General features: G+C 42.1%; 30 protein-coding genes and 1 riboswitch. Of the genes, 16 read left to right on the top strand and 14 right to left on the bottom strand.

Features of this window, described 5'->3' with window-relative positions:
* Nucleotides 1-41: 41 nt before the first annotated feature.
* Both ACFO3D_RS10470 and ACFO3D_RS10465 read left to right on the top strand, forming a co-directional pair.
* On the top strand, nt 42-353 hold the full coding sequence (locus tag ACFO3D_RS10470; protein ID WP_390295640.1) for a YuiB family protein: 312 nt from the start codon (nt 42-44) through the stop codon (nt 351-353).
* A gap of 62 nt (nt 354-415) precedes the next feature.
* Nucleotides 416-1,105: a 3D domain-containing protein gene (locus tag ACFO3D_RS10465; RefSeq protein ID WP_390295638.1), complete on the top strand. Its 690-nt coding sequence runs from the start codon at nt 416-418 to the stop codon at nt 1,103-1,105.
* Nucleotides 1,106-1,162: 57 nt separating this feature from the next.
* On the opposite strand, the gene ACFO3D_RS10460 is transcribed toward ACFO3D_RS10465, so the two are convergent.
* From ACFO3D_RS10460 to deoD, 3 genes are all read right to left on the bottom strand, one after another.
* The gene (locus ACFO3D_RS10460; RefSeq protein ID WP_390295636.1) at nt 1,163-1,636 is read right to left on the bottom strand and encodes a divergent PAP2 family protein; all 474 of its coding nucleotides are present in this window, start codon (nt 1,634-1,636) and stop codon (nt 1,163-1,165) included.
* A gap of 186 nt (nt 1,637-1,822) precedes the next feature.
* Nucleotides 1,823-2,419, bottom strand: a complete 597-nt coding sequence (locus tag ACFO3D_RS10455; protein ID WP_390295634.1) for a biotin transporter BioY — start codon at nt 2,417-2,419, stop codon at nt 1,823-1,825.
* Between the two features lie 123 nt (nt 2,420-2,542).
* Complete coding sequence (deoD, locus tag ACFO3D_RS10450; protein WP_390295632.1) at nt 2,543-3,250, bottom strand: purine-nucleoside phosphorylase; 708 nt, start codon at nt 3,248-3,250, stop codon at nt 2,543-2,545.
* A 200-nt stretch (nt 3,251-3,450) separates the two neighbouring features.
* Here deoD and ACFO3D_RS10445 point away from each other — a divergent pair, with 200 nt between their 5' ends.
* From ACFO3D_RS10445 to ACFO3D_RS10435, 3 genes are all read left to right on the top strand, one after another.
* Nucleotides 3,451-3,714, top strand: a complete 264-nt coding sequence (locus ACFO3D_RS10445) for a phosphocarrier protein HPr (protein WP_390295630.1) — start codon at nt 3,451-3,453, stop codon at nt 3,712-3,714.
* 117 nt (nt 3,715-3,831) lie between these two features.
* The gene (locus ACFO3D_RS10440) at nt 3,832-4,320 is read left to right on the top strand and encodes a cation:proton antiporter regulatory subunit (RefSeq protein WP_390295627.1); all 489 of its coding nucleotides are present in this window, start codon (nt 3,832-3,834) and stop codon (nt 4,318-4,320) included.
* A 6-nt stretch (nt 4,321-4,326) separates the two neighbouring features.
* Complete coding sequence (locus tag ACFO3D_RS10435) at nt 4,327-5,505, top strand: cation:proton antiporter (protein ID WP_390295625.1); 1,179 nt, start codon at nt 4,327-4,329, stop codon at nt 5,503-5,505.
* Between the two features lie 600 nt (nt 5,506-6,105).
* On the opposite strand, the gene kapB is transcribed toward ACFO3D_RS10435, so the two are convergent.
* Nucleotides 6,106-6,501 (bottom strand): kinase-associated lipoprotein KapB, encoded by a 396-nt coding sequence (gene kapB / locus ACFO3D_RS10430; RefSeq protein WP_390295623.1) that lies wholly within the window; start codon nt 6,499-6,501, stop codon nt 6,106-6,108.
* Between the two features lie 121 nt (nt 6,502-6,622).
* Here kapB and ACFO3D_RS10425 point away from each other — a divergent pair, with 121 nt between their 5' ends.
* Together ACFO3D_RS10425 and ACFO3D_RS10420 are read left to right on the top strand one after the other, a co-directional pair.
* Nucleotides 6,623-6,805, top strand: coding sequence for a hypothetical protein (locus ACFO3D_RS10425; RefSeq protein ID WP_390295621.1), 183 nt, complete (start codon nt 6,623-6,625; stop codon nt 6,803-6,805).
* 80 nt (nt 6,806-6,885) lie between these two features.
* Complete coding sequence (locus tag ACFO3D_RS10420) at nt 6,886-7,455, top strand: superoxide dismutase family protein (RefSeq protein ID WP_390295618.1); 570 nt, start codon at nt 6,886-6,888, stop codon at nt 7,453-7,455.
* Nucleotides 7,456-7,502: 47 nt separating this feature from the next.
* Here ACFO3D_RS10420 and ACFO3D_RS10415 read toward each other — a convergent pair whose 3' ends face one another.
* Both ACFO3D_RS10415 and ACFO3D_RS10410 read right to left on the bottom strand, forming a co-directional pair.
* A complete protein-coding gene (locus ACFO3D_RS10415) occupies nt 7,503-8,672 on the bottom strand; it encodes a MalY/PatB family protein (RefSeq protein ID WP_390295616.1) in 1,170 nt (389 codons plus the stop codon).
* 180 nt (nt 8,673-8,852) lie between these two features.
* The gene (locus tag ACFO3D_RS10410; RefSeq protein ID WP_390295614.1) at nt 8,853-10,202 is read right to left on the bottom strand and encodes a glucose-6-phosphate isomerase; all 1,350 of its coding nucleotides are present in this window, start codon (nt 10,200-10,202) and stop codon (nt 8,853-8,855) included.
* Between the two features lie 127 nt (nt 10,203-10,329).
* On the opposite strand from ACFO3D_RS10410, the gene ACFO3D_RS10405 reads away from it, so the two are divergent.
* Nucleotides 10,330-10,581 (top strand): DUF378 domain-containing protein, encoded by a 252-nt coding sequence (locus ACFO3D_RS10405; RefSeq protein WP_390295827.1) that lies wholly within the window; start codon nt 10,330-10,332, stop codon nt 10,579-10,581.
* A gap of 43 nt (nt 10,582-10,624) precedes the next feature.
* Here ACFO3D_RS10405 and yugI read toward each other — a convergent pair whose 3' ends face one another.
* A complete protein-coding gene (gene yugI / locus ACFO3D_RS10400) occupies nt 10,625-11,008 on the bottom strand; it encodes a S1 domain-containing post-transcriptional regulator GSP13 (RefSeq protein WP_390295612.1) in 384 nt (127 codons plus the stop codon).
* Nucleotides 11,009-11,107: 99 nt separating this feature from the next.
* On the opposite strand from yugI, the gene ACFO3D_RS10395 reads away from it, so the two are divergent.
* Nucleotides 11,108-11,536, top strand: a complete 429-nt coding sequence (locus ACFO3D_RS10395; RefSeq protein WP_390295610.1) for a YugN family protein — start codon at nt 11,108-11,110, stop codon at nt 11,534-11,536.
* On the opposite strand, the gene ACFO3D_RS10390 is transcribed toward ACFO3D_RS10395, so the two are convergent.
* Both ACFO3D_RS10390 and ACFO3D_RS10385 read right to left on the bottom strand, forming a co-directional pair.
* Entirely contained in the window at nt 11,519-12,520 is a 1,002-nt protein-coding gene (locus ACFO3D_RS10390) for a potassium channel family protein (RefSeq protein ID WP_390295608.1), read from the bottom strand. The two genes, ACFO3D_RS10395 and ACFO3D_RS10390, sit on opposite strands and share 18 nt — an antisense overlap.
* 78 nt (nt 12,521-12,598) lie before the next feature.
* On the bottom strand, nt 12,599-13,156 hold the full coding sequence (locus ACFO3D_RS10385) for a thioredoxin family protein (RefSeq protein ID WP_390295825.1): 558 nt from the start codon (nt 13,154-13,156) through the stop codon (nt 12,599-12,601).
* A gap of 128 nt (nt 13,157-13,284) precedes the next feature.
* Here ACFO3D_RS10385 and ACFO3D_RS10380 point away from each other — a divergent pair, with 128 nt between their 5' ends.
* On the top strand, nt 13,285-14,343 hold the full coding sequence (locus tag ACFO3D_RS10380) for a M20/M25/M40 family metallo-hydrolase (RefSeq protein ID WP_390295606.1): 1,059 nt from the start codon (nt 13,285-13,287) through the stop codon (nt 14,341-14,343).
* 366 nt (nt 14,344-14,709) lie between these two features.
* On the opposite strand, the gene ACFO3D_RS10375 is transcribed toward ACFO3D_RS10380, so the two are convergent.
* Nucleotides 14,710-16,197 (bottom strand): sodium:solute symporter family protein, encoded by a 1,488-nt coding sequence (locus tag ACFO3D_RS10375; protein ID WP_390295604.1) that lies wholly within the window; start codon nt 16,195-16,197, stop codon nt 14,710-14,712.
* Between the two features lies 1 nt (nt 16,198).
* On the bottom strand, nt 16,199-16,387 hold the full coding sequence (locus ACFO3D_RS10370; protein WP_390295602.1) for a hypothetical protein: 189 nt from the start codon (nt 16,385-16,387) through the stop codon (nt 16,199-16,201).
* A gap of 197 nt (nt 16,388-16,584) precedes the next feature.
* Between ACFO3D_RS10370 and ACFO3D_RS10365 the strand changes: the two genes are divergently transcribed.
* Together ACFO3D_RS10365 and ACFO3D_RS10360 are read left to right on the top strand one after the other, a co-directional pair.
* Nucleotides 16,585-17,121 carry a transcription repressor NadR gene (locus ACFO3D_RS10365; protein WP_390295599.1) on the top strand — a complete coding sequence of 179 codons (537 nt, stop codon included), beginning with the start codon at nt 16,585-16,587 and terminating at the stop codon, nt 17,119-17,121.
* Nucleotides 17,122-17,214: 93 nt separating this feature from the next.
* Nucleotides 17,215-17,362: riboswitch (FMN riboswitch) on the top strand.
* A 179-nt stretch (nt 17,363-17,541) separates the two neighbouring features.
* On the top strand, nt 17,542-18,141 hold the full coding sequence (locus tag ACFO3D_RS10360) for an ECF transporter S component (RefSeq protein ID WP_390295597.1): 600 nt from the start codon (nt 17,542-17,544) through the stop codon (nt 18,139-18,141).
* A 40-nt stretch (nt 18,142-18,181) separates the two neighbouring features.
* Here the strand turns inward: ACFO3D_RS10360 and ACFO3D_RS10355 are convergent, their stop codons facing one another.
* Genes ACFO3D_RS10355 through ACFO3D_RS10345 form a run of 3 tightly spaced genes read right to left on the bottom strand, consistent with a single transcriptional unit; the run spans nt 18,182 to nt 19,877 of the window.
* On the bottom strand, nt 18,182-18,529 hold the full coding sequence (locus ACFO3D_RS10355) for a TraR/DksA C4-type zinc finger protein (protein WP_390295595.1): 348 nt from the start codon (nt 18,527-18,529) through the stop codon (nt 18,182-18,184).
* Between the two features lie 14 nt (nt 18,530-18,543).
* Complete coding sequence (locus ACFO3D_RS10350; protein WP_390295593.1) at nt 18,544-18,927, bottom strand: hotdog fold thioesterase; 384 nt, start codon at nt 18,925-18,927, stop codon at nt 18,544-18,546.
* 14 nt (nt 18,928-18,941) lie between these two features.
* Nucleotides 18,942-19,877, bottom strand: coding sequence for a 1,4-dihydroxy-2-naphthoate polyprenyltransferase (locus ACFO3D_RS10345; protein ID WP_390295591.1), 936 nt, complete (start codon nt 19,875-19,877; stop codon nt 18,942-18,944).
* A gap of 218 nt (nt 19,878-20,095) precedes the next feature.
* On the opposite strand from ACFO3D_RS10345, the gene ACFO3D_RS10340 reads away from it, so the two are divergent.
* Genes ACFO3D_RS10340 through menB form a run of 4 tightly spaced genes read left to right on the top strand, consistent with a single transcriptional unit; the run spans nt 20,096 to nt 24,894 of the window.
* Nucleotides 20,096-21,481, top strand: a complete 1,386-nt coding sequence (locus tag ACFO3D_RS10340) for an isochorismate synthase (RefSeq protein ID WP_390295589.1) — start codon at nt 20,096-20,098, stop codon at nt 21,479-21,481.
* A gap of 2 nt (nt 21,482-21,483) precedes the next feature.
* Nucleotides 21,484-23,229: a 2-succinyl-5-enolpyruvyl-6-hydroxy-3-cyclohexene-1-carboxylic-acid synthase gene (gene menD, locus ACFO3D_RS10335; protein ID WP_390295587.1), complete on the top strand. Its 1,746-nt coding sequence runs from the start codon at nt 21,484-21,486 to the stop codon at nt 23,227-23,229.
* A 7-nt stretch (nt 23,230-23,236) separates the two neighbouring features.
* Entirely contained in the window at nt 23,237-24,043 is an 807-nt protein-coding gene (menH, locus tag ACFO3D_RS10330; RefSeq protein WP_390295585.1) for a 2-succinyl-6-hydroxy-2,4-cyclohexadiene-1-carboxylate synthase, read from the top strand.
* Nucleotides 24,044-24,075: 32 nt separating this feature from the next.
* The gene (menB, locus tag ACFO3D_RS10325) at nt 24,076-24,894 is read left to right on the top strand and encodes a 1,4-dihydroxy-2-naphthoyl-CoA synthase (protein WP_390295583.1); all 819 of its coding nucleotides are present in this window, start codon (nt 24,076-24,078) and stop codon (nt 24,892-24,894) included.
* The last annotated feature ends 49 nt before the right edge of the window (nt 24,895-24,943 follow it).

Genomic DNA, 24,943 nt, shown 5'->3' with positions numbered 1-24,943 from the left:
ATGGTCTTTGTATGTAAGATTTACTGAGGGGAGATACGGCGTTGATTCAGTTTATAATTTCGATATTATTGTTTTTTGTCATATTCTTTGGTCTGGCGTTTATATTAAATATGCTGTTGAGACGGACATGGCTTATGGCAATTATTTATCCATTTATAGTATTGATGATTGTTGATAATATATCCACATGGAATTATTTTACAGATCTAGGGGCGTCTTTTTCAAAAGCATTCGATGAATTAAGCAAGATAACAGCTGCCGACATCAGCATTCTCGGAGCTGGATTTGCAGGTACAATCGTTTCCGGAATTGTTATAAAATTCCTCCGAAAGAGCGGTTACCGCATGTTTTAATAGTAAATTTTGAATAAAAACTTACTAGATTGGAAATGATGACATCCAGAGAGGTGTTATCAATGAAAAAAATCAAAATCTTACGTAGAACAGGAATGTCATTGTTGTTTCTGGCCGCATTTATTGCAACGTTATCGTCTATTTCCAATCTGACTGTCACTGACGTTAAAGCATGGGTTTCCGAGGAGATTTACAGTTCCGCGAGCTATACGGGTAATTCTGCTGAGTATAAGGAAACGGCGCTTAAAAAGAAAGGCCTGAATTATGTTGAACAGCAGAAAAGATATATATCCAGTGAGCAAATTGAAGGTCCAGCGACACTGAAGGAATATCTCAATCTGGAACAATATCCGAGTGATACTGTGGTAGCAACAGGATATACGGCTGGATACGAATCAACTGGGAAGACCCAAGATCACCCGCAGTACGGAATTACTTATTCTGGTGTAAAGGTTAAGCGAGATGTCTATTCTACTATTGCAGCAGACTTAAGTGTCTACCCGATTGGAACCATTCTATTTATTCCTGATTATGGATTCGGGGTGGTTGCCGACAAAGGCGGAGCGATTAACGGAAACAAAATTGATTTATACTATGAAACCGTCGAAGATGTCTATTCCCAGTGGGGTAAAAGACAGGTGAAAGTATACGTTATTGAACGCGGTGATGGCAATCTTACTGAAGAACAGCTTATTAAGCTGAACAGTAATGAAGCGTTGCAGGTATTCAGAGATGAGATTATCGAAAGCTAAAAGAAGACGTTCCTCATACTAGGAGGAACGTCTTTTTACATGGAATTAGCTTCTATTCTAATATAGCTGATACATCAGGAAGGCTATTGCAACTCCTGAGAGGCCACCGAAAAACACCTCTATCGGCTGGTGCCCAAGTAACTCTTTTAATTCCTGTCGCTTTTCCATTTCCTCTTTCTTATTCCACTCTTTTGCTTCGTCCATAAAGTACTGAAAGTCTTTAACCAGGCGATTAAGTACAATTGCCTGCTCACCCGCCTGTCTGCGAACTCCGGAAGCATCAAACATAATGATTACACTGAAAATCGTGGCGACTGCAAATATGGTTGAGGTAACACCGTCGGTAATCCCAACTCCCGTAGTCAAGGCGGCGACTGCGGCTGAATGACTGCTGGGCATTCCACCGGTACTGAATGCTAGTCCTGGTTTAAACTCTCGGGTCACAATTAGTCTAATAGGGATTTTAACTACCTGGGCGAAAATTATCGCTGCGAATGCTGCCCATAATGGAAAGTTTGTAAAGAAATCCATGAATTCACGAACATCCTCTCTGTTGCAGTACCTTCAAAAATATAGTATTAGCATCTGACTAATGATATGTCATTTTAACATATACCCGTAGGATTTTCCTGCTAAAACAAAAAGGATATCCCACATGGATATCCTTGGCGGAAATGAAAGTATTATACTATTGTGTTATCACTGTGAATATTAATTTTATGCCCGAGCTACTGAGGTCCAACGGGATGGAACTCGTTTTGCCAGGCTGACCATAAATACGGCAGCCATACATGCAAGGGCAGTATCCTTAATAAGAAAAGGAATCATGCCAATCCAGGCTGCTGAATAGGAAACGTGAAGCTCAAGCCATGTATTCATTGCCAAATACATATAGGTTACACCGATTCCATAGTTCATCACCAGGCCGATAAGAGCCGCAACTATGTAGACCGGGATATTCGGCTTTTTAGTGAGTTCTGCTACTAAACCGACAAAAAAGGCGATAAATACAAAAGAAATAATAAATCCTCCGGTTGGTGAAACAAGTGCCATAGGCCCTGCGCTAAGCTGGGCAAATACCGGTACACCTGCTACTCCAACAAGGATATACGTAATCATGGAAATGACCCCAAGTTTTTTTCCGAGCATAAGTCCAGCAATAATGGCAAAAAAAGTTTGCAGTGATAGAGGAACGGCCGCTCCGCCGATTGGGACTGCCAACATTGGGAACCATACAGTTATATTGGCACCAACAGCCATCAGGCATACAAAGACCGCACCAAATGTAAGATCAATTGGTCGTAGTTTTTTCAAAATAATCGCTCCTTTCTCTATGATAATATATGGATTGCAACACTATTGTCAACTGATTTTATAATATGGTTTACAATCAAGGTGAAAAAACAGCCTTTCCTAAGAAAGACTGCAAGTGGTAAGTTATTGAATTGCTGCATCAAGCGCAATTTCCATCATTTCCTTAAATGTTGTTTGACGTTCTTCCGCAGTAGTTTCCTCTCCAGTCAGAATGTGATCAGAAACGGTGAGGATTGATAATGCCTGACGGTCAAACTTTGCAGCAAGAGTATATAATGCTGTTGTTTCCATCTCGACTGCGAGTACTTTGTAGGCTGCCAGCAGTTCATTTATTTCTTTTGCATCATCACGATAGAATGTATCACTTGTAAATACATTACCGACTCTTAATTTTAGCCCTTTATCTGTACCAATATCGTAAGCTTTTCGAAGTAGTTCAAAATCAGCCAATGGAGCGTAGTCAATCCCTTTGAAAATCATGCGGTTCATCTGTGAGTCGGTAGTAGCTCCTTGAGCGAGAATGACGTCACGGACTTTCACATCTTTCTGAATTGCTCCACATGTTCCCACGCGTATCAGTTTCTGAACATCATAACTCTGCATTAATTCATTGGCATAGATAGAAATGGACGGAACACCCATCCCAGTTCCCTGGACAGAGATTCTTTCCCCCTTATATGTGCCAGTATATCCATTCATTCCCCGGACTTTATTATATTGTTTCACGTTTTCCATAAAATTTTCTGCGATGAATTGTGCCCGTAATGGGTCACCTGGTAATAGAATTTTATCAGCTATGTCGCCTTTTTCAGCGCCAATATGTACACTCATACGGATACTTCCTCCTATATTGGGTAATTATACAAAGTAACGTTATCACAACAATTAGGTAAAAACAACTATTCCTCAATTTGTCACAGGATTCACTGCTTTTTTGTTTCAATCAGCAGAAAAATTGTATATAATTATACGTATGCAATATTGCAGGACACGCACTATCAAGGAAATAATTGGTGGAAGGATGAATCATAATGCAGGAAAAAACATTTACAATCACAGCGGAAACCGGGGTACATGCCCGTCCGGCGACCCTATTAGTAAATAAGGCAGGACAATTTGAATCAGAAGTTGAAGTTTCTTATAACGGAAAAAGTGTTAACCTAAAATCCATTATGGGTGTAATGTCACTTGGGATTCCAAAAGGTGCAGAAATTAAAGTATCAGCGACAGGCAGTGATGAAGAGGAAGCATTGAATGGTGTGTCTGAAGTAATCAAAGAACACTTAGGTGAATAATTCATACAGCTAGAGATGCCATGCTCTAGCTTTTTCTTTCGGGGGAGCAATTGTTAATGTACAATTGCTTCCTTCTATACATATAGTAATATCAATTATTCTGACGAGGTGAAAAAAATGAAAATCACTGTTTCGCAGCTTCCTGGAATCGGCCAGAAAATCTCTATGAAGACGGCTGAGGACGATATGCTCGTTATTATCGTCCACCATACTGGTAAAAGAGAGTTATACTTTTTTGATGATGCCGATAGTGAAGAGGCGGATTTTGCAATGGATTTGACTCCTGATGAGACAAGGGAGATTGCTGCACAACTTCTCGGTGCAACGTATCAGCCGGTTGGCATCGATAAAATGCGTATGTTTAAACGACAAATTATTATTGATTATATTACATTGGAGGAGTCCTCCATCCTTGCAAATAAAACAATTGAGGAATCAGATGTCCGTAACAGGACCGGCGCCACGATCATCGGAATTGTCCATGGGGATGATGTTACAGCGATCCCGGAGGCGGACACAGTGTTGGTGCCTGGCGATATTCTCATGTCTGTGGGAAAAGAAGATCAAATTTCGAACCTCTCCAAACTTTGTAAGGGCGAGGTGTGATGCCTTTTGTTACATGACTTTCCTGCTTTACTTGGCGGGGGCGCAGTTTTATTAGGGATATTTGTACTGGGATTCATCGGATTCCGGACAAGGTTTCCGAATGTTATTTTATATATTTTGTTTGGTGTTGCACTTGCTGGGGTGCTTGACCATAATAAGATTCTGCATTTTTCCAGTGAAGTTGCAATTGTTCTCCTTTTCTTCTTACTAGGTTTAGAATTCAGTACTAAACGGCTTGGGGATATTGCCAAAAAAATATGGAGTGCCGGCCTGCTGGATGTCTTCCTGAGTTTGGTGGTATCCATGCTGATCACGGTGGCGTTCGGACTGGACTGGTTCACCGCCTTTTTGATTGGTGGTATTACATATGCGACCAGTTCTTCCATTACCGCAAAACTGCTCGATGACCAGGGCAGGATGGCCAATGCTGAAACCGAGTATATTCTTGGTATATTGATATTCGAAGATCTTGTCGCACCAATTGTAGTGGCTGTATTAATTGCCATGAGTGCAGGGGGTGCTTTCGGTGGCACGGAGTTACTAATATTGCTTGGCAAAATCATTGCAATGATGGCAGTTGCAATTCTATTAGGCAAAACACTCTTCAAAGAATTCGAGGATTTTCTTGCGCGAATTGAAGATGAAGACTTTAAAATCGCTTTACTGGTTGGTTTAGCAATGGGGTATGGAGGACTCGCTCTTTATCTGGGCTTATCCGAAGTACTTGGCGCATTTCTAGCCGGAGTCATGCTGGCTGAGATTGGCCGCATAGAGCGAGTGGAGACTACTGTATCACCAATCAAAGATCTTCTGCTTCCTACATTCTTTGTTTATTTTGGGACAACCGTCAGCCTGGGTGAAGGAGTACCGATGCCTGTACTGCTGATCGTGCTGATCATCTGGTCTGTGATTGCGAAGGTGTTAGTCGGTATTATTGGCGGAAGACTTTACGGATTATCAAAGCGTGTGTCATTCCGGGCAGGCCTTTCAATTTGTGCCCGTGGTGAATTTTCCGTGGTTATTGCGGCAATAGCAGTTGGCTCCATTAAAATTTTTAGCGGTGTTTATATAGTGGTAGCTGCCTTTATTGGAATGATTCTGTTCAACTACGCACCAAAACTCACTACCAAGATATACGGGAAACCGGAAAAGAAAAAGAAGAACTTAAAGGTTCCCACTGTGTGAAAAAAGAGGCTGGGACAACAGTGTATTAGTAACATGAAATCCGAACTATAAGATAGTTCGGATTTCATGTTAGCATGCCTTCGTATAATTTATAAACTGCAAACAATAGCCTAAGATTCGCTCCAGCAATACACTTCGCTTTCCGCGGACTCCCCACGAGCCTCCTCGGTCGCAAAAACCGCTCCCTGTGGGGTCTCTTAGGCTCGTTTTTCCGCAGGAGTCTACGCGTATTGCTTCCGCTAATATGAGTTTGATTGTAGCGTAGGGAAGTCGCCTCCTGCGGGAACAGCAACAGATGAAAAACCCGCAGGAAGTGCTTTCCTTCCGAGGAAGTTGAAGCGTTGCCCAGCGGCAAAGGAAACACTGTGAAAACTTTAGCTTGAACAGATGTTGGACTTGCACCCGGATTGGTGAAAGCGACTGCCCGGAGCGGAAATCAATAAGCTGCTACTTGGGAAACTATGCTGTTAGTTCGCATTTTATATCAACTGTGAAATAAAATCCAATTATAAAAGGGTAACTTTAAAAGCTTTCATCCTTATTCGTTCGTCTCTGGAAAGCAAAGTTTTAGTTTTGACCCAGCCTCTTTTAATAAATTGTTCACTTATAATAACTCTTTCCGTAGTCGTTTGTTTCCAATTCTTCGAGTTTCTCCAATGCTTTTTGGTTAAATTCCGAATCCTTTAGTGTAAGCTTTTGCTTTAATTTTTCTATTGCGGACATCAGGGATTCCCGGTAATCCGGAATTTCTCCTTCGTAAGGGTGAACAGCAGGTTTTTTTACATTCATTTTTTCATTACGGGCAAGTGCTTTTCGCTCATGAAAAAATACCCCTTCCACCTCACCAGGATTGTGAAGATCTCCCTGCATCGGATGCTTTTGAACTGCCAATACCTTTATCAAAAAGCGGTCGCCTCTGTCTTCGACCACTTCACCTATGTATTTTCCGGAATTATAATGTGCGCGGACAACCTCTCCAACTGTAATGTTCGCCATTAAATCAGCCTCCCTTATTACCATTGTGCCAAATATGTGAACGATTCGGCAATTATTTAGGTCAGTTGTTTTAGAAGCGGGGGTGAAAATGGTATAATACAAGGTAAGGATGTGAGCAGTTATGATGGAATTTTTGTACTTCCCGGAAGACAAAACAGAGTATATTCCAGCAGTCATAACGCTGATTATTTTTATGATTGGCGCTGCTGCAGTAATGTACTGGTTCTATAAAACGTCAAAAAAAGAAGCAGAAAAGTTTGATGAAAAATTTCAACAGCATACAAGCGACAGGAATGAGAGCTGATCTTCTGATTAGAAGGTCCGTTTATTTTTAACCCTTTTGCAGATACTTATTGATAAAGCATCTGTAAAGGAGCTGCAAGAATGAGGGTACTTTTTATTGCTTTATTATTGATTCTTGGTGCGTGTCAAGCAGATGAGGAAACGACTCGTACTGTTGAAATGTATAATTCAACTGGTGATATGATTGGAACAGCGAAACTCAGTGAGCGACCTGAGGGAGTACAGGTTAAGCTGAAGCTTGAAGGACTCGCGCCAGGATTTCATGGAATCCATGTTCACGAGTATCCCGAATGCGAAGGACCGGATTTTGTCAGTGCTGGCAGTCATTTTAACCCAGACGGAAAAGAACACGGACTCATGCATCCAAAAGGGGCACATTTAGGAGACCTTCCGAATATCGAAGCGGACAGTGGGGGACTGGTAAAAGCTGAACTGATGCTCGCCGGAGCAACCCTGAAAGAAGGGAAGAAGTCACTCTTAAAAGAGGAAGGAACCTCGCTGGTTATCCATGAAAATATGGATGATGGCGTCAGTCAGCCAGGTGGTAATTCGGGTGCACGAATAGCCTGCGGAATAATACCGAAAGATAAAGATGCTGCCAAGAAAACACCGACAGATCCCACGAAATTTAACGAAAAACAGAAAGAATAGACAATCCGAAAAGAGCTTCTACAGCAATTGCTGCAAAAGCTCTTTTTTTATCTGTTATTTACTGCATTAATTATTCGTTGCACGCCTTCTTCCAGTGTCTGGCGTGGGCAGGCGATGTTCATACGCATATAAGTTTCGCCTTCTTCACCATATTCAGCTCCACCATTTAAGCCCACGCGTGCCTCTTCTATCATGAATTTCTTCAGTTCTTTACTGTTCATATTCAATTTACTGCAGTCTATCCAAAGAAGGTATGTTCCCTCGGTTTTTGTTACTTCTAATTCACTGGTTTGTTCAGCCAGCATTTTTGTTACATAATCTTTATTATCCTGGAGCACACTTCTCAGTTCATCCAGCCATTCGGCACCTTGCAAATAGGCTGCTTCCATCGCCGTGTTTCCCATCATATTGAGAATGTGGTGTCCCTGTTTGCCCAGGTGCTCGTTAAGGGCATCACGCTTTTTCTTATCTGGTGTAATAATATAGGATGCCTGCAACCCAGCTAGATTAAAGGTTTTGGACGGTGACATGCAGGTGATTGTCTGATCAGCAACTTCCTGTGATACCGTAGCTATTGGTATATGCTTCACGCCCGGGTATACTAGGTCCGCATGAATTTCATCGGAAACAATCAGAACATCATACTTCATACAAAGTCTGCCCATTTCCTCAAGTTCTTCTTTTGTCCACACTCGTCCAACAGGGTTATGGGGCGAACATAATATGAACAGTTTGACACCCTGTTGGAGCTTTTCCTCAAAGTCATTGAAATCAATATGATAATAATTATCTTTTTTCAAAAGTGGGTTTTTTACGAGTTCACGATTATGGTTATTAATCGCGCTGTAAAATGGCGTATAAACTGGTGTTTGGATTAACACTTTCTCTTCAGGCTCTGTAAACGCCTGTATGGCCATATTAATGCTGGTCACCACACCAGGGCTAAAAGAAAGCCAGTTTTGATCAACTTCCCAATCATGCCGGTTCTTTATCCAGTTCCCTACAGAACTTTTAACATCCTCATCAACAATGGTGTATCCGTAAATGCCATGGTCTGCCCGTGCTTTAAGTGCATCGTTAACAGCTTCTGGAGCCTTAAAGTCCATATCAGCAACCCACATTGGGAGCACATCATCGGTCTGGAAAATGGGCTTTAGCAGATCCCATTTAACAGAGCGGGTATTTTTGCGGTTATATATTGTATCAAATAATCCCATTGCAGAACCTCCTTGTAATCATGTTTTCATTATATCGGAAAAAAGGCAAAAAAAAAGCAAAGCGCTTATATGTACGCTTTGCTTACAGGGGGAATACGAGAAAGTCTTACATTTTAAGTATTACCCCGTCCTAAAAAATATAAACATCTTTTGGTAATTTTTTTTAACAAAATTTAATTTTTACTTTAACCGGTCTTCCAATTTCTTTTTTTCTTCTTCAAATCCAGGCTTACCGAGTAAGGCAAACATGTTTTTCTTGTATGCCTCTACACCTGGTTGGTCGAATGGATTCACCCCAAGAAGATAACCGCTGATTGCGCAGGCCTTCTCGAAGAAATAGACCATATATCCAAATGTGTATGCATCAAGTTCAGGAAGGGATACCACCAAATTTGGAACCTCTCCGTCCGTGTGTGCAAGAAGGGTACCCTCGAAGGCTTTGTCATTAATTTCATGAATTGTTTTCCCCGCAAGATAATTTAGCCCATCTGCATTCTGACTGTCTGATTCAAGTGTAAGGTCCTTTCTCGATTTTTTCACATGAAGCACAGTCTCGAACAGATTACGTCGGCCATCCTGAATGTACTGTCCCATAGAGTGGAGGTCTGATGTAAAGTTCACCGACGCCGGGAACAATCCTTTTTGATCTTTTCCTTCACTTTCCCCGAAAAGCTGTTTCCACCATTCGGAAAAATATTGAAGGTGCGGCTCATAATTAACAAGAACCTCAGTAGTCTTGCCCTTGTTATATAGGATGTTTCGGACAGCAGCATACTGATATGCCGGATTTTTCTCTAATAATGGTTCAGCCAGTTCATTCATGGCGGTGGCTGCTCCCAGCATCATATCATCAACTGAGATACCACTGACCGCAATTGGTAGGAGCCCGACAGCTGTCAGGACGGAATAACGCCCACCAACATCATCCGGAATGACGAATGTTTCATAACCTTCTTTGTCAGCAACCGTTTTTAAAGCACCTTTTTCTTTGTCAGTTGTTGCGTAAATTCGCTCTTTTGCTTCCTCTTTACCATATTTTTCTTCGAGGTATTTTCGGAAGATACGGAAGGCGATTGCTGGTTCGGTTGTTGTTCCACTTTTGGAAATAACATTGATGGAAACATCTTTTCCTTCCAAAACATCAAACAAATCACTCATGTAAGTGGAGCTTAAATGATGACCCACAAAAATAACCTGGGGTGCATTTCTGTCTTCTTTGGACAAAACGTTCTGGAAAGAATGGGTAAGCATTTCAATTGCTGCCCGTGCCCCAAGGTATGATCCGCCGATACCGATAACGAGAAGTACATCCGAGTCTTTCCTGATTTTATCTGCAGCAGATTTAATACGTGAAAATTCCTCTTTATCATATGCTTCCGGGAGATCAACCCATCCAAGAAACTCATTACCGGCACCGGTTTTATTATGTAGTTCCTGGTGTGCTATACTTATAAATTCATTTAAATGATTGAGTTCATTATCCTCAAAAAAGCCAAGTGCTTTATTGTATGAAAAGTTAACGTGTGTCATAGCATCCTCCTTGGTAAAATGGTTCATGTTCACTTTACCGAAGTGAAGTTTTTAAATCAAGAATGAAGTATAAATTTTTATTTTGGTGAGAAAATAGGGGAGAAGATTGTCTAAGGAGGTGAATGGAATGAGTGGAGTTCAAAGATTTTGCCTGGCGTTAACTGTAATCGGCGCGATTAATTGGGGACTTATCGGATTATTTCAGTTTGACTTAGTCGCAGCTGTTTTTGGTGGCGGCGAACAAAGTGGTGCGTTTGCACGTGTTATTTACACGCTGGTGGGTATAGCAGGTCTTGTAAACCTGGCCTTGCTGTTTAAGCCAGATGAAGCATTTGCTGATGCCAACAGCCGCGAACACGAGGCGCGTACAGATACTTAAGCAAAAGAGGCTTGCTCAGTATATGAGAAGCCTCTTTTCAGCTTTATTTCTTATAATTTCCTTCTGATTGTTCAATCCATTCTTCCAGCTTGTCTTTTAGCGTGTTGAAGCCAGCATTTGAATTATCCTGTTGTTGCTGCTTTGGTGCGTTATTTTTCTGAGGTTTTGTTCGAGCTTTCGGCGCTTCTTCGGTTGCACGGATGGATAGAGAAACTTTATTTTTTGCTTCATCCACGTTGAGGACTTTTACTTTAACTTCATCGCCAACTGAAAGATGTTCATTAATATCTTTTACATATCCATGTGTGATTTCTGAAATATGCACTAAACCTTGTACTTCATCGTCCAAAGCGACGAATGCACCGTATGGTTGAATGCCTGTTACCTTTCCTTCTAATACCTGACCAGTTTCAAACTTGTCTGTCATGCTGAACAACTCCTATAACTTATTCGATTCTATTTCTTTTTACACAATAAAATATTTTAGCATAAATTCGCGAATCAGGCAAAAAATAAGGGAAAACAAATGGAAGGGATGGTTCATTTGGTACCGCTGGAATCGAAAATAGAGAACAAGATTTATCCGCTTTATGTACTCGAGGAAATGCTGAAACCACAGGGATTTGTGATAGGATCCAACTGGGACTATGAAAAAGGATATTTTGACCTGAAAATTGATGACGAGGGCGTTTACTATTTCCTGCGTATACCTTTTTATGCCGTAGCTGGGTCACTTGATTATCCGGGAGTAACGGTGAGAGTAGACCAACCGTTTATTTTGGCGCATGAATATAAAAAAGGGTATGACGATGAAGGGCTTGGTGGCGCATTCCGTGGCGCAGTGGACCAGTTTCAAACACCTGAGAACCCTGATGCTGAAGTGCCTGAAGAGTACATTCATAAAGGGAAAAACTACCTGAGGGACGTAGAGAAACTTCTACTTCCAGGCAGTTAATGTTATTAAAGTATCCTTTTCTTTAATTTGGAAATCATTCACCGGATTCATGATCCACTCATTATCCCGAATCACCCCTGTAAGAAGTTCACGTTTGTTCAGGAAAAATATGGACGCCTCTTTAAACGATTTGTTTACTAATTGTTCCGGTACGGGCAAGTTGACAAACTGTTGGTTGTTCAGTAAATGTAAAATCGAATCAAATGGTTTGGTATCCTCGTTATGAAACAGTTCATGGTAAAATAAAGTGCTCATAAAGTCATTCGAACTTATTATCGTATCGGCCCCCGCCCGAATTGCATTATCTGCCTGGGTCAGGGACAATATTTCAGCATTAATGGGTACGACGGGGTTATTCCCCCTGATTGCGATGATAGCAAGTATCGTGGCGATATCTGCCTGCCGTTCTGTTTTTGTTATGTCCGATGTGATCATAACCGATGCTGCTTTCTCCACATTAGCCTGAACAAGGGTTGCATCTTCACTGGGATCTCCGTGTATAAAATGGACTGGGAAGTGCTTATATGGCAAGTGGTCTAGTGAACGGTCAATTAGAACCATCTCTATGGTGTTATCTTTTGAGTTAATCATCTGGACGAGTTGTCTTGTTCGTTCGTTCCATCCAACAATGATGATATGGTTGTTCCCCTTAAATGAAACCTTACCTTTGGATAAATCACGCTCATGGTCCACTGTTGCGGCAGAGAGAGTGGCGATATAAAAGGTCAGGAGACCACCTCCTGAAAGAATCAGTAAAATACCGATGATTCTTCCAACCGGGGTTAAGGGGACATAATCGCCATATCCAACCGTTGCGCCGGTGACGAATGCCCACCAGATACCGTCGAATATAGATGGAAACTCGTCAGGTTCAATTATGTGAATCGTTACGCCAAAAAGCACCATTACAAAAAGAATGGTCAATAATAACCTTACGATGGTTGGAAGCCGGAAATAGATATGCTTAAATGTTTCGATATTCATTATACGTACACCTTTTTTAATACAGTATAGGCTTTAATACTTAGTGTCTATACATAATAACCCACCTTTGTTGGAGGGTTAAAGTGTTTTCTGCAGCGTTTTTTTTAGGCTGTTATAAACTTCTTTCCAAAAGTCTGTGTTATCACGATAAGACTTAGTCATAAACATAAACATTTCTTTTGATTTTTCCTCATAGTCTTCCGCTTCTTTTGATGGAAGGTTATTTCTGGAGTTATCAACAAACTCCTGAATTGTCTTCGCACGAGGCCCCCATTTGGCAATCTCATTCCCTGCTTCATCAATAAAAATGAATATAGGGATGGATCGGGACTTCCCGTTTGTCAGGTACTGATCCATCAGTTCGAGATTCTCATCACGTAAAAGCATACGTACACTCATTCTCGCCTGTTCTGCAAGCCTAATCAGAATAGGGATATTTAGCATGGCATCACCGCACCAGTCCTCTGTCAGGACAATCACCCGCAAGTTCTTTTCTGCCAGCTTTTCAAAAAAGTCGGTATCCTCAGGAGGGGTGAATTCATCATAAATATGTAAAAGGCTAGCTTTATGCTGGTTCATCGACTCAATATATGTGTCGGGATTCACTGCTTTTTCATACCAGTGGTTTAAGTTCATTGTTACCGCACGCTCCTTTGGTTTATTCATATAGAGTCTACCCAAAATAGGTATCCGCGTAAACAAAAGTGTCCTTTGCCCGAAAGTTTGCTATCATTGAATTAATTGATTTTTAAGGAGGCAATTATATGGAACAAGCTAACAGGGACTTCTTACTGGAGTTACTTCATACACCTTCGCCTTCAAGTGACGAGGTGAGGATTCAAAAAAAGTGGATTAAGTATGTAGAGAAATTTGCAGACCAAATACAGACAGATAATGCTGGTAATGCCATTGGTGTATTAAATCCAGACTCGCCGTTCAAGGTACTACTTGCCGGTCATTGTGATGAGATTGCTTTGGTTATAAACCGGATTGATGATAAAGGGTTTCTTCACTTTGATAAAATGGGCGGAATTAATCCTAAAGCGGCAGTTGGGATGAAAGTATCTGTTCAGGGTATAAATGGGGAAATCACTGGGGTAATTGGTGTTAATGCCCAGCATCATGGGGGGCTTAAAGACGATTTCGGGCTTGAGGATCTGTTCATTGACTGTGGATATAAGACAAAGAACGAGGCGGAGAGGTTTGTGCAGATTGGTGACCTGGCTGTATACAAAACATCCCCGGAAATCCTGATGGACCGCTATGTATCCGGCAGGGGACTTGACAATCGGACAGGCTCTTTCATCGTTGCTGAAGTATTGAAGCGGCTTGCAGAACGTGGCTGTACTGTAGGTGTATATGCAGCAAGTACGGTGAATGAGGAAACGAATATGGGCGGAGCCTATTTTGCGGCTGCCGGTATTGAACCGACGATAGCTATTGCGTGTGATGTTACATTTGCAACTGATTACCCTGGTGTTAATAAAAACAAATACGGTGATGTCACGCTTGATGGGGGACCTGTATTAGCAAAAGGTGCGCCAATCAATATCAAAATCAATAAACTTCTTGAAAAAACAGCAAGAAAATTAGCCATTAATGTGCAGTATGAACTTACACCAAGAATGACAGGGACCGATGCTGACAGAATGCGTCTCACTGGTCGTGGAGTTCCGGTTTCGCTTGTTTCCCTTCCATTAAGATATATGCATTCACCTGTGGAAACCTCCAGTTTGAAAGATATCGATGAAGAAATTGAACTATTGGTATCTATGATTGCTGGGCTAACTGGTGAAGAGAGCCTGAATCCACTTGACGATTGATTTATAGTCGTACCTCAGACGTTGTGGTCTGAGGTGCTTTTTTTGAGACAGGAAGATTATAGTAAAATAAGGGATAGAGAATCCTAAAGTACAGGGAAGTGGTTCCTTATTCCGTTAAAAGGGGGAAAAAGTGGTTCCATAAGGGCTGAAATTGATTCTGATTCCGCTAAGTACGCCATTTTGATAGAATTTGAAGGACAAAAAGTTAAATAGAGGAACGAGGATCCGAAATCATGCTTTTACAAGGAGTTTTAGAGGAAATAGAGGGATGAGGTTCCTATAAATCAGCTGCAAACGAGTTGGTGAAAAAGTAATAAGGCTCAGAGAATTACTGAGCCCCTTTGTATGTTCTTGGCCAATGCCAAGTTATTTGTGATTTAACATTTTATTTTCATTATTCTCTCCTCTTTTTAAAATGTTTACAAATACTTCCGCCTTTTCTTTCGGTGCTTTGGTCATGAAGCTTACTATCACGAAAATCAAGCTGGATAGTAGTAGCCCCCAAATTCCAGCAGCAAGCCCAAGAGGTTTTACCCCGGTAAATTCAATTAGAAGAACGATTAACGCGCCGACTGAAACACTCGAAATTACTCCAGCAGCTGTCCCACGTCTCCAGAAGAAAGTACTAAACAAAGCTGGAACTGAAACAATCAACCCAGAAGAAGCGGCAACTGACAGGACAGCTATAAGGTCAAGTTTAAGTTCAGCAAATGCAAAAGCCAGAACAGCAATAACCGGAATCACAATTTTTGCAACCTTCAATTGGCTGGCATCATCCGGAGCTTTCTTCGTGTTCCCGTATACATCCCGTGCAAACATGGAAGCCAATGTCAGCATTATTGAATCGATCGTAGATACTGCAGCAGCAAGAATCCCCACCATAACAATTACTCCTAGAAAAGGTGGCACCAAATCAGATGATAATAATTTAGGTGTTGCCAAGTCTGCTGTCGATAGACTCTCAAACATCTGAATAGCAGAGAAACCCCATAAAACAGATACAAAGGTATAAATAAAACCAAATACCAGAAACCCGATCAGCATTTGCCGTAAACCTTTAAGGGATGCAGGCATAAATAAGCGTTGACTTACCTGTGGATTAGATAAACTGAAAAAGAACCACGGTAATGTAAGACCGAGAAATGTAAGAAAATCAAAGAAGCCATTCCCTGGTACGGACAACGATTCAGGGTGGTCAGACTGTAATGTTTCAAAAAACTGCCCGAAGCCGCCAAGCCCATTTATTACAAGGATAACGACGATTGTGGATGAAATAATCATAATAATTGCCTGAAGTGAATCTGTCCAAACTACAGAGCGGATGCCCGCAGCATAGGAAAAAAACAGTGCAAGTACAGTTGCGATAATCACACCAGTTGTAAATGGTATAGCGTTATCTGTTATGCCCTGCAGCAAATATCCAACCCCGGCCAGCTGCACAGCGCAATAGGGAATGAGAAACAGACAACTGACAAGAGAAATCGAGGCAGCGGCGGTCTTGCTTTCGAACCTATCACCAACCATTTCAGATGGAGAGACATAGCCAAACTCTTTACCGGCGCGCCAGAACCGCGGTCCAAATAACGCAACCAGTGATACCCCGGTGAAATAGACAATCTCAAATCCAAGGGCGCCAACTCCGCCCATATATGTTAGTCCCGCTAGGCCGACCATCATGAAGGCGCTGTATGTAGTCGCACTATAGCTCAGCGCTGAAAGAATACCGTTCATGTTACGTCCTCCAAGGAAAAATCCGGGCATGTCAGTACTTTTTCCTTGCCTGGACATAAAAGCCACCGATACTGCTAAAATAATATAAATAATAATTCCCCAAACTACCAGATTTGTACTCAATTTATTTCCCCCAATCTTTTGTGACGAATAAATTTGCGATTATGATGATAACCCCGATCATTCCCCATATAAGGAAACTGCCGTACCAGGCCTGCGTTTCCGAAAGTACTGTGTATGGAAGTACATATGCCAAAATAATCAGGACAGGAATCATCAAACCCCATATTGTTTTTGCTTTTCTTTTCTTCAAAATACCACCCCTTTTTGTGAAATTGTGAACATAATACCCAAAAAAATAAAAACGTTTGACTGACTAAAGGTGTCTTTACACCTATAATGACATATGTAAATTTTTTAATCAAGACTCTATTTAAAAAGAGGGGCCTACATAGAAGGATGTTTGATATAATGGAAGGAGAAGAGGAATAACGAAAGAGGGTGAATGGCGTGGTTGCAGGTGACAAAGTGACAGGGTCAAAAAGGAGAAAGTTAATTTTATCTATGTTAAAAAAAAGCAATGACCCACTCTCGGGTAAGAAACTTGCTGAAAATATGGGAGTAAGCCGCCAGGTAATTGTTCAGGACGTTTCCCTGTTAAAAGCTAAGGGCGAACCTATTATTGCCACTGCACGTGGATATATTCTTTTTAAGGAAGGTAATGACGCTTCGGGTTTCACACGAGTAATCGCCGTTTCGCACGGACTCGAAGATACAGTTTCGGAATTATATACATTAGTAGATCATGGAGTAACAATAAAGAATGTCATGGTAGAGCATCCGATTTATGGAGATTTGACAGGATCACTGATGATCAAAAACAGGCATGAAGTCGATGAATTTGTGAAGGATCTAAAAAAGTCAGGTGCAGCGCTCTTATCAGATCTTACAAATGGTGTCCATTTGCATACCATTGAGGCAGCTACAGAGGAACAATTGAAAAAGGCTTGTGCTCAACTCGAGGAGCTTGGAATACTTTTGAAATAAGCTGAGAACTACAACTTGACGGAGTATAACTGAGTTTCCTGAATTGCGGTTTTAAGGAAATTCGGGTAAACTTATAGTACAATGTTATATCGATTCCATCTTCGGGGCAGGGTGCAATTCCCGACCGACGGTAATCAGCAGAATCTGCTGTAAGTCCGTGACCCGCCTTATAATTAGTAAGGAGGCTGACCTGGTGTAACTCCAGGACCGACAGTTAAAGTCTGGATGGGAGAAGATGCCGAGCTGATACAGGTGCTTTTTGCGCCTTTATTTCTGGTGGACCACGCCCTGAAGCCACGTATAGGTTTTGGGGTTTTTTATATGCTTAACAAGCAATTCAGGCAAGGTTCTCAGTAAAAATCAGGCTCATCCTTCATCACGAGATTGGAATCGGTAAATTGATGGAGGAGGATATCAATCATGCAGAATAAAGGAATACAGCCGTCGAGGTTATTAAAGCTGGTGGTCTTGGCATTAATGGGAACAATATCGTTTGTGCTGTTCTTTTTAAATTTTCCGGTTCCGTTATTGCCCACACCTTACCTGAAAATTGATTTCAGTGAGGTTCCGGCATTAATTGCTGCCCTGATCTTTTCACCGGTTGCAGGGGTTATTGTAGAAGCGGTTAAAAATCTATTGTATCTTGCCGTTTCAGGTTCGGGAGATCCAATAGGAGTAACGGCTAACTTTGTCGCCGGGGTAATGTTTATTTATCCTGTGGCACTGTTGTATCATAAATTCAAAGGATTAAAAGGCCTTGTATTTGGGTTAATTACGGGGACGGTCATAATGACAATTGGAATGAGTGTCCTGAACTTTTACGTCATTCTTCCAGTGTATGCATGGTTTCTCGGTCTCCCAGAAATGGCAGAGACCTCGGCAAAAACTTTTGCAGTATTTGCAGGAGTTCTTCCGTTTAATATGATTAAAGGAATAGTAGTAGGTCTATTATTTATACCATTATTCGTAAAGATGAAAGTTTGGATTGAACAGCAACAGAGCAAGTTTGCAGCAGATTGAATATAAGAAAACGGCTGTTCAGCGATGAACAGCCGTTTTTCTATTCTTTTTCTTCAACCAGGTAACGGGCAGTGGGCATTACTTCAAGCCGTTCCTCTGGTATTGGTTTTCCTGATTTTTCACTGATTCCATAAGTCCCATTCTCTATACGTTCAAGTGCATCATTAATTTCACGTAGCCGTTCTTCTCTACGGTTATCCAGACCGGCGTTCATTTCCTGCTCAAATTGTTCCGTTCCCATGTCTGCTGGGTGGTTATCATAATCGGCAAGTTCGCCGGTTGCATCGTTTGGGCTGTTTTCCTGGTTGCTCTCAATTTTTTCTTCATTTTCTTCTTTCATTTGAAGTAATTTTTCTCTAAAATAGTTAAGTTTCTCTTCTGAAAGCATGGAATTACTCCCTCCTATCGTTTGGGAACAATACCAATTGTACACCTGGAAATGCAAATCAACTCATCATCCTCGTCCGCAATTCGGATTTCCCATACCATGGTTGTCTTCCCATGGTGGATTGGAGTTGCCTTCGCTGTTACAGTACCTTCACGTTTACTTTTAACATGGTTTGCGTTAATTTCTATGCCGAAGACGTTGAACTTTTCGCTGTCCACATTCACATACGCGCCAATACTCGCAGCTGTTTCAGCAAGTGCTACATTGGCACCCCCGTGCAGATAACCCGCAGGCTGGTGTGTTCGCTCATCCACTGGCATTGTCATTACCACTTGTTTTTTATCGAGTGAGGATACTTCAATTCCCAGCGACTCCATTAGTGTGTTATTGAATTCCATTTATAAGCCCCTTTTTAGATAAAGTTACTGATTAATAAAGAAATACCAAGTAAAAACCCGTAAATAGTATTCGTTTTTCCGGTGGCAATCATTGCAGGAAGCATTTCAATTGGTTGTGTTTTCCCCTGAAACTTCCTGATGACCTCGATGGCTTTCACAACACTGAGGAAGGTCAGGATAGATAATACTGGAAGCATCCCTGCTATGATAAAACCAGCCGTAAGTCCGTATGCTAAAACAAACATAATAGCAAGGAACCGGATGGCATTCTTTCTTCCCAGCAGAATGGCCAACGTTTTCCGGCCGTTCTCTTTGTCTCCGTCCAGATCACGGATGTTGTTTGCCATCATTATCCCGCCAATAAAAATAGCCACCGGCACAGAAATCCAGATTACGGAGCTTGTAATCGTCATTGTCTGAATAAAATAACTGATTCCGATAATAACGGTTCCCATTAAGAATCCGGAAAACAGTTCACCTAATGGAGTATAAGCAATTGGTATAGGTCCACCTGTATATAGATAACCAAAAAGCATACAGGCTAAACCAACCGCCGCAATCCACCAGCTTGACTCCATGCAGATGTAAGCCCCAAGCAAGATAGAAATACCGAAGAAGGTAAGTGCAAGGTTTAGGACCGTTTTAGGCGATATTCCATCACGGACAATTGTTCCCCCTATGCCTACAGACTCCTCGTTATCCAAACCGCGCACATAATCATAATATTCATTAAACATATTCGTTGCTGACTGGATCAGCATGGATGCCAGCAGCATCGCTAAAAATAGGAATATATGGATACCTTCATCAATTAAGGCCAGCATTGTTCCCACGAAAACAGGAACAAAAGAGGCAGTTAACGTATGTGGTCTTAATAACCGCCACCAGACCTGAAAACCGCTTCGTTCATTCAGCACCTGTCTGACGGAAGTTTCGTTTGTAGAATTCAAGTTGCTTCTCTCCCCTATTTGTCTATATCATATTAAGTTTAGGCAATCCGAGTTGGGGTGTCAATTGGAAAATTTCATGAAAACGTAACATTTATTAACACTAACCTTGAAACACTAATATGGCCACCCTGAAAGGTCATTTCTTGAGAAACAGCTCAAAAGAGAATAAAATAGATGTGGTGATTTGTGATTGTTTTTAATACGGAGGTTTAGAACTCATGATAGATATAAAAGAGGGACGGATAGAATCACTCTTGAAGAATGCGGTTGAACGTGCAAAATTTAATAATGAACCGCAAATAATTAGTATAACAAAACAGATAAATAATATTGACCCACTCCATGTTTTTGAATCGGCGAGAAAATTCTCGACTAACCGTACATTTTGGACGAGCACCGCTGACGACTATTGGTTGGTTGGGGCAGGGTCTGTTCACCGGATAACTGCTAGTTCGGACCGTTTTGATAAAACCGAAGAAAAGTGGCAGGAAATACTTGGAAAGGCAATCATTCATAACCCGTTTGATGTTCCTGGTACAGGGCTACTCGCCATGGGTGGTATGTCTTTTGACCCCAAGGGGAGTAAATCGGCTTTATGGAAGAATTTTGATGAAAGTTCTTTTATCATCCCTGAATTTTTGCTGACCGTTCATAACAGTAGCAGTTATTTTACTGTAACGGTAAAGGTGCACCCTGCAGATGAACCGGAAAAACTGGCAGACTCGTTAAGGGAAAAGGAAGCAGTATTGCTGTCATCCCCTGATTATTTTCCTCAGGAGGTAGATATTCAATCCACAGAGGAGATTGCTCCTGATGAGTGGAAGCAGGTGGTACAGCGTGCAACTGAAGAAATCCGTCACAGTACAACGGATAAGATAGTGTTGGCCCGTGAACTTAGGCTTAAGCTTTCTGCCAATGTTGAAATTACTGCTGTATTAAATAATTTGATTTCTTCTCAACCAAACAGTTTTGTTTTCGCTTTTGAGCGTGAGGGTGATTGTTTTGTTGGGGCGACACCGGAAAGACTGGTAAAACTTGAACAGGATCGGCTGCTTTCAACTTGCCTTGCAGGGACCGCTCCAAGGGGAGAGACCAAAGCGGAAGACGATCAAATTGCAGAAACACTTCTTCATGATGAGAAAAATCGAAGTGAGCATGATTTTGTGGTGAAAATGATTAGACAGGCAATGGAAAAGTATTGCTCGGATGTAAATATACCGGACAAGCCTGTTATTTATCCACTGAGGAATCTGCAGCATCTATACACACCGGTATCGGCAACATTAAATAAAGACTTCAGTATTTTTGATATTGTAAAAGAACTTCATCCTACACCAGCGCTTGGTGGAGTGCCACGGGATACATCCCTCGAATTTATTCGTAAGTATGAAAACGTGGACCGGGGTTGGTATGGTGCGCCAATCGGCTGGCTGGACAGCAGCCGAAACGGGGAGTTTGCGGTTGGAATCCGATCCGGACTCATCCGGGGAAATGAGGTTTCTCTGTTTGCTGGGTGTGGAGTGGTAAAAGACTCGAATCCAGAAGCCGAATATGAAGAAACAAAAATCAAATTCAAACCAATGATGTCCGTTCTGGGAGGCTAACTATGGATCACACAGATGCTTTAACACGATATATCGGAAATTTTGTGGATGAACTTGCATCCAGCGGCCTGTCAGATGTCGTTATATCCCCGGGTTCACGTTCCACACCTTTGGCTATGACAATGACGGAGCATCCTGCCATTAATCAGTGGGTGATTATTGATGAGCGATCGGCAGCTTTTTTTGCCCTCGGTATTGCAAAAAAACAACAGCGGCCAGTCGCAATTGTATGTACATCCGGAACAGCAGCTGCCAATTATTTTCCCGCCATCGTTGAAGCGTACTACAGCAGGGTACCACTTATTGTACTAACTGCTGATCGCCCACATGAACTTAGGGATGTTGGCGCTCCGCAGTCCATCGGGCAGATTAAATTATACGGTGACTACCCAAAATGGTTCCATGAGATGGCACTGCCTGAAGGTGATAACAAAATGCTTGAATATGCGCGCAGCAAAGCGTCCCGGGCAGTAAACACTGCACAGGAAGGAAATGCGGGACCTGTACATTTGAATTTTCCACTGCGCGAACCGTTAATTCCCGATTTTACGCTGGATAATTTATGGGGCAAGCGTGAAGACGCGCATGCTTATTATCCGGTTACGTCCGGGGCACGGCGCTTGGACAGTAAACAGATTAGCGATTTAAGAAATAAATTCAGCAGTAAAAAAAGAGGCTTGATTGTCTGTGGACCTCAAACCGATGGTGAATTCGCTGCTGCTGTTACAGAGCTTGCTGCATCACTCGGTGTACCTGTGCTTGCCGATCCACTCTCCCAAATAAGGTCGGGTCTGCATCAAAAGGATTTGGTCATTGAGGGATATGACGCGTTTCTGAGGAATAACGAAATACGTAAAGAGCTTAAGCCTGATTACATTATCCGCTTTGGTGCAATGCCGGTATCAAAAGCGTATCTGTTTTATATTAATGAGCATGCGAACGTTCCGCAGTACGTGGTGGAGAGTGAGGCAGGATACCGGGAGCCTGCCGGAAATGAGACCGGATTTATTTATGCAGATGCCAAGCTATTTTGCCGGGATCTAGTCGAAACCGGGAAATTAAATGAACCGGATAGTGAATGGCTGGAAACCTGGCAGGAGATGAACCGGCTAGCCAAGAAACATCTTAATAATACGGGTGAGCAGTCCGCGGTAACAGAGGGTGAGGCAACCCGTGCGTTGCTTGAGGTTATTCCTGAGGCTGCCAGTCTTTACGTGGGCAACAGTATGGCTGTTCGGGATCTTGATTCTTTCTTTATGACGACACCAAAGCATCTTACTATTTTGGCTAATCGCGGGGCAAATGGGATTGATGGGATGGTTTCCAGTGGACTTGGGGCTGCCACGGACGGTGAACCGGTGACATTGCTGCTTGGCGACCTTTCGTTCTTTCATGATATGAATGGACTGCTTGCCGCTAAGCATTATCAGCTTAATATTACTATTTTAATTATCAATAATAATGGCGGTGGAATATTCTCATTTCTACCGCAAGCCAACTATGAAAACCACTTTGAAGCGTTATTTGGTACACCGCTCGACATTGAGTTTAAACAGGCAATCGAAATGTATGGAGGGACATACAGCAATCCTTCCAGTGAAGCTGAACTCAAGAATGCACTCGAGGCGAGTTACGAGCATCAGGGATTGTCGGTGATTGAGGTTAAAACTGACAGGACAGCTAATATGGAATGGCACAAGAATATCTGGAAAAATATCGAGCAAGAGGTGCTTGATAGTAGGGAATGATTTTGGTATGTATTATAAGGTAAAAGATGCCTCTTACTGGTATGAAATGTTCGGGGAGGGAGAGCCGCTTGTTTTCCTCCACGGTTTCACCGGTGCCAGCAGTACGTGGGAGGGCTTTGTGGATTGTTTCAGTGATGACTTCACCATGATAATAATCGATTTGCCTGGCCATGGTAAAACAACTGCGGAAACACCGAAAACGATGGAGAGTTTCTGTAGTGACCTGGCTGACCTATTAAGCCATCTTAATCTTGATACGGTTCACCTTGTCGGCTATTCAATGGGTGGTCGTACCGCTCTTTCTTTCGCAGTTTTCAACCCGAAAATGGTAAAGTCACTTATTCTTGAAAGTGCTTCACCTGGATTGGAAGACTCCAAAGAACGATTTGCTCGAAAAGAGAATGATGAGCAGCTCGCACTGCGTATCGAACAAGAAGGGTTAAACAGTTTTGTGGATTTTTGGGAAAACATCTCATTGTTTGAAACACAAAAAGCATTACCGGAATTTGTGCAAAGTAAAGTTCGTAAAGAGCGGCTTTCTCAAACCGAAGCGGGCCTGGCTGAGTCACTCCGTTATATGGGCACCGGTTCCCAGCCATCTTGGTGGAGCAGGCTACCAGAACTAAAAATGCCTATTTGTTTGGTAGTCGGTAGACTTGATGAAAAATTTGTCAGATTAAATGAAGCAATGGAGAAAGAGCTCCGGGAAGGCAAGCTGATTATCGCAGAAGATGCCGGACATGCACTTCACGTGGAAAGACCCGGATTTTTTGGTAAAATAGTCAATGAGTTTGTTAAGGAAGTATCTGTTTAAATCTGTATAAGTATGATAAAGGAGGAAAATTAATGACTGTTCAATGGGAAGAAGCAAAAAAGTATGAAGAAATTATTTATGAAAAATACGATGGTGTTGCAAAAGTAACCATGAACCGTCCGGAGAAACATAATGCGTTCACTCCATTGACTGTAAATGAGATGATCGATGCATTTGCTGATGCTCGGGATGATGCATCAATCGGAGTAATTGTTTTGGCAGGTGCCGGGGATAAAGCATTTTGTTCCGGCGGTGACCAGTCAGTACGCGGCCATGGAGGGTATGTAGGCGATGACCATATACCACGGCTAAATGTACTTGACCTTCAGCGACTGATCCGCACTATCCCTAAACCGGTTGTTGCGATGGTATCGGGGTATGCTATTGGTGGTGGACATGTCCTGCATGTTGTTTGTGATCTAACGATTGCTGCAGACAATGCTGTATTCGGACAAACAGGTCCAAAAGTAGGCAGCTTTGATGCCGGATACGGAGCTGGATACTTAGCACGCATGGTTGGACATAAGCGCGCACGTGAAATCTGGTATCTATGCCGCCAGTACAGTGCAGAAGAAGCTTATGAGATGGGCATGGTCAACACAGTCGTACCGTTGGAAAAACTGGAAGAAGAGACGTTGCAGTGGTGTGAGGAGATGCTTGAGAAATCTCCAACAGCACTTCGTTTCCTGAAGGCTTCTTTTAATGCAGACACAGATGGTCTTGCTGGCCTGCAGCAAATGGGAGGCGACGCGACTCTTCTTTACTATACAACTGATGAGGCAAAAGAGGGCCGTGACGCATTTAAAGAAAAAAGAAAGCCGGACTTCAAACAGTTTCCGCGTTTTCCGTGATTCTCATATAGAAAGTTATGCAGAAACCTTTGCTTCCGGCAAAGGTTTT

The sequence above is a fragment of the Virgibacillus kekensis genome (genome assembly GCF_042654125.1).
In the GTDB taxonomy this organism is placed as follows: domain Bacteria; phylum Bacillota; class Bacilli; order Bacillales; family Amphibacillaceae; genus Lentibacillus; species Lentibacillus kekensis.
This window is presented reverse-complemented; position numbering and strand designations above follow the sequence as displayed.